Origin of the sequence: Arthrobacter sp. Cr_A7, from assembly GCF_029222765.1 — a bacterium.
In the GTDB taxonomy this organism is placed as follows: Bacteria; Actinomycetota; Actinomycetes; order Actinomycetales; family Micrococcaceae; genus Arthrobacter.
In genome coordinates, this window is the sequence record NZ_JARHXQ010000174.1 from 1 (window position 1) to 4293 (window position 4293).

Sequence of the window (4293 nt, forward strand, 5' to 3'; positions counted from 1 at the left end):
CTTCTGGGCAACGGAAACGCCGTGGTCGGCGAAGCGCTCGAAGTAGCGGCTGGCCAGGGCCACATCCACGGTGGTGGCAGGCGATTCGGCCCATTCGGGAGCGGCGATGGCCTTAAAGACGCTCAGGTGCAGATCGTTGATGTCGCTGTTCGCCTTCAGGATGTCCCTCGCCACCTCAAGGTCGCGGGTCTCCAGCAGGACGGTCAGCTTGTCAGCGATCATCTGGTCCAGCTCCGCCATCCGCTTGAACGTGCCGGTCATGGACGCGGGAATGACCGTGGACGGGAACCGGAGGCGGGCCAGCTGCGCGATGTGCCGGGCGAGGTCGCCCATCCGCTCCAGCGACGCACTCATGCGCAGGGAGCCAACGATCATGCGCAGGTCGCTGGCAACGGGACCCTGCAGCGCCAGGATGTCGATGGCCCGCTCGTCCAGGCTGTTCTGCAGGAAGTCGATCCGCGCGTCCGCGGCAATAACGTCCTGGGCGAGGTCCACGTCCGCCACTTCAAAGGAAGTGGTCGCTTTGTCCATCGCTTCGCTGACCAGGCGGGAGATCTCCACCAACTGGTCACCCACATGGGTGAGCTCTTCCTGAAAAACCTTACGCACGTAGGCGTCCTTTCCTTGGAACTCCTGCGGCCCGTGTCTGGGCAGCAGGAATCGTGTCGCCGTTCGGCACTCCAACCCGCTACTCTGCCACCGCCCGGTGAACGGTTAAGCCCTTGCAGGTGAACGTTAGTTGAACCGTCGCCGCAGGCGGTCCTGACGCGCCGGAAGGCCCCCTGTAAGAGCATAAGGTGGATCTGTGGATCCTATGCTCATCGGTCTGGTCGCAGGCCTCGTCGGCCTGGCGCTTGGCACGTTCGGCGTGCTCGCCTACCGGGTCAGCGAGAAGCAGCGCCGGCTGCTGGACGTGGACGCTGAGGAGCCGGCCCTGCCGGCCGGCGCCGCGGAGGTGCTCGCCGTCGTCGGGCGTGCCTTTGTTGTGGTGGACGCCGTGGACGGTGTGGTCCGCGCGAGTCCTGCCGCCTACGCGTACGGCCTGGTCCGCGGCCATACGGTGGTCCATAAGGAACTGCTGGACATGACGGCCGGGGTCCGCCGTGACGGCGTCATCCTTGAGAAGCAGCTTGAACTGCCGCGTGGTCCGCTGGGGCAGGGGACCATCATTGTGCAGGTGCGGGCAGCGATGCTCGGGGAGGAATACATCCTCCTGCTCGCGGACGACCGCACCGAGATCACGCGCACCGAGGAAATCCGCAACGACTTCGTTGCCAACGTTTCACATGAACTCAAGACCCCCGTGGGTGCCATCTCGCTGCTCGCCGAAGCCCTGGAGTCTTCGGCGGACGACGAACTGGCCGTCCGCCGCTTTGCCAAGCGCATGCACAAGGAATCCGGCCGCCTCGCCGCCCTGGTGCAGGACATCATCGAACTCTCCCGGCTGCAGGGCGCGCGCGTGACGCAGGAGGGCCGCCCGGTGGACATCAACGCCGTCATCGCCGAGGCCGTGGACCGGTCGCAGCTGCCCGCGGAAAGCAAGAACATCACCATCGTGGTGGGCGGCCGGACCGACGGTAAGGTCTTCGGAGACCAGGACCTGCTGGTGACAGCCCTGCGCAACCTGATCGACAACGCCATCCGGTATTCCCCCGCCAACACGCGCGTAGGCATCGGGGTCCGTGCCAGGGAGGGCCTGGTGTCGATTTCCGTGACCGACCAGGGCGAGGGCCTGAGCGCCGAGGACCAGGAGCGCGTCTTCGAGCGCTTTTACCGGGTGGATTCGGCGCGTTCCCGCCACACCGGCGGCACGGGCCTGGGCCTGAGTATCGTCAAGCACGTTGCCTCGAACCACGGCGGCGAGGTGACCCTGTGGTCCCAGCCGGGCCAGGGGTCCACTTTCACCCTCCGTCTTCCCGAGATGGAGGGGCACGACGGCGACGAGGAACTCCCGCCTGCTGCCGCCCCTGTGCGCGGGCCCTCAGGGCAGCACACCGACCAGCCAACTGTCACCCAAGTACCCCGCGCCGCAGGCGCAAAAGAACGAGGAGCTAGCGCTTGAGCAGGATTCTGATTGTCGAGGACGAGGAGTCGTTCAGCGATCCGTTGTCCTATTTGCTGGGCAAGGAGGGGTTCGAGGTGGAGGTCGTGGACAACGGCCTGGACGCCATCACCGAATTCGACCGGAACGGCGCGGACCTGGTGCTGCTGGACCTGCAGCTGCCCGGACTTTCCGGTACCGAGGTCTGCCGGCAGCTCCGCCAGCGTTCCAGCGTGCCGGTGATCATGCTGACGGCCAAGGACTCCGAAATCGACAAGGTGGTGGGCCTGGAGCTCGGGGCCGACGACTACGTCACGAAGCCTTATTCCTCCCGCGAACTGGTGGCCCGGGTGCGGGCGGTGCTGCGGCGCCAGGGTGAGCCGGAGGAACTGATTTCCTCCACGGTCCAGGCCGGGCCGGTCCGCATGGATATCGAACGGCACGTGGTGAGCGTGGACGGGGAGCAGGTGCTGCTTCCGCTCAAGGAATTCGAGCTCCTCGAGATGCTGCTGCGCAACTCGGGCCGGGTGCTGACCCGCGGCCAGCTCATCGACCGGGTCTGGGGCTCGGATTATGTGGGGGACACCAAGACGCTGGATGTCCACGTGAAGCGGCTCCGGGGCAAGATTGAACCCGATCCCTCGGCGCCGCGGTACCTGGTGACGGTGCGCGGGCTGGGGTACAAGTTCGAGCCGTAGGCGGCACAGCCCCAACGGCATAACAAAAAGGGAGGGGCCGCCGGCCCCTCCCTTTTGTCTGCGGCTTGCTGTGCCGGCCTAGTGGCCGGTGCCGCCGCCAAGTTCGGAAGCCGTCGGCGAGGGGGTCGGCGAGGGCGACTGCGTGCTGCCGGCGGGCAGGTACTCCTTGTACTCCGGAAGCGTGGCATCCAGGACGGGAACCTTGACGGTGTTGCTGACGTTGGTGCCGTCCTCGGTGATCTTCACGTCCACGAGGGAGCCCGGGATGCCGCCGGTGGTGCTCAGGATGGCTTCGTCCGAGCTCGCGTTGAGCAGGGTGTAATCGTTGGCCTTGACCGGAACCTCGGTCTGCGAGCCTTCGGCGCCGTTGACCGTCAGCTTCACGTCCTGGGAGGAGGAGTTGTAGACGGCGCCGATCACACGTCCCGGCTGGTCCTCGCCCGCCGAGACGATGAGCATGTTGCGCAGCTCAAGCGGGCCGAGGTCTGCGTTGATGCCATCGGACTGCTGGTACTCCGCAGTTGTCTGCTGGGAATTCGATGCCGAACAACCTGACGCCAGCAGCCCGACGCCGAGAGCGCCTGCCGTCAGTGCCAGTTTGGCGCGCTGGGCCCGGGTCATCGCAGTGAAACGCACGTCACGTACTCCTCGAGAGTCTTGAAACATTATTCAGCCCATAGCCTATCCGCAAAGCCGCTTAAACGAGGATTCGGCGCCGTCATATCACCCTTGGCAGCGCACCGGCGATGCACTATTATCCGCATCCGTCAAGGGGTCCAAGGGGGTTGATTTGCCCCATTTTCCGCGTATTTCCGCGGTTCCGGGCCCTTTCCGCGGCCGGTCATATGCCTGAATCGTGATAAACTGGTCTGCGGGAAAGGGGAAATGTCCACATGGTATTTGAGGTCGGCGAGACAGTAGTTTACCCTCACCACGGTGCTGCGAAGATTGAAGAAATCAAGATGCGCACCATCAAGGGCGAAGAGAAAATGTATCTCAAGCTCAAGGTGGCTCAGGGTGATCTGACCATTGAAGTTCCAGCAGAAAACGTTGACCTTGTTGGGGTCCGGGACGTAGTGGGCAAGGAAGGCCTGGAGCACGTGTTTGATGTGCTCCGTGCCGAGTTCACCGAAGAGCCCACCAACTGGTCACGCAGGTACAAGGCAAATCTGGAGAAGCTTGCTTCCGGTGACGTCATCAAGGTGGCTGAGGTCGTTCGCGACCTGTGGCGCCGGGATCACGACCGGGGCCTTTCCGCAGGCGAGAAGCGAATGCTGGCCAAAGCCCGGCAGATTCTGATTTCAGAATTGGCGCTGGCTGAAAAGACCGACGAAGAGAAGGCAGCAAGCGTTCTCGACGAGGTCCTGGCTTCCTAAGAATTGAACCCCGGCGGCACGCAAGTGCGGCCGGGGCTTCTTTTTGCCCTGAAACGGCCGTCCTGAAAATGGGGTTATAGGACAAAACGTGTGTAAATCCCGGGTGTGTCATGTGCGACCTGCCCATCCTTTGCGGTGCCAGAGGCCTTCGTCTGCGGTGAGGCCGGTGCTGTAGAGC

General features: G+C 64.1%; 5 protein-coding genes. 3 read left to right on the forward strand and 2 right to left on the reverse strand.

From position 1 onward, the window contains the following. A partial coding sequence (gene phoU / locus P2Q66_RS10600) for a phosphate signaling complex protein PhoU (RefSeq protein WP_275727873.1) occupies positions 1-609 on the reverse strand: 609 nt, incomplete at its 3' end. A 205-nt stretch (positions 610-814) separates the two neighbouring features. Between phoU and P2Q66_RS10605 the strand changes: the two genes are divergently transcribed. After that, positions 815-2062: an ATP-binding protein gene (locus P2Q66_RS10605; protein WP_275727900.1), complete on the forward strand. Its 1248-nt coding sequence runs from the start codon at positions 815-817 to the stop codon at positions 2060-2062. Further along, positions 2059-2739 (forward strand): response regulator transcription factor, encoded by a 681-nt coding sequence (locus P2Q66_RS10610; protein ID WP_079598280.1) that lies wholly within the window; start codon positions 2059-2061, stop codon positions 2737-2739. The genes P2Q66_RS10605 and P2Q66_RS10610 overlap by 4 nt, the downstream gene beginning before the upstream one ends. Positions 2740-2817: 78 nt before the next feature. Here the strand turns inward: P2Q66_RS10610 and P2Q66_RS10615 are convergent, their stop codons facing one another. Further along, positions 2818-3375, reverse strand: coding sequence for a hypothetical protein (locus tag P2Q66_RS10615; RefSeq protein ID WP_275727878.1), 558 nt, complete (start codon positions 3373-3375; stop codon positions 2818-2820). Between the two features lie 257 nt (positions 3376-3632). Between P2Q66_RS10615 and P2Q66_RS10620 the strand changes: the two genes are divergently transcribed. Beyond that, positions 3633-4115, forward strand: coding sequence for a CarD family transcriptional regulator (locus P2Q66_RS10620; protein ID WP_011690592.1), 483 nt, complete (start codon positions 3633-3635; stop codon positions 4113-4115). Positions 4116-4293: the final 178 nt, after the last annotated feature.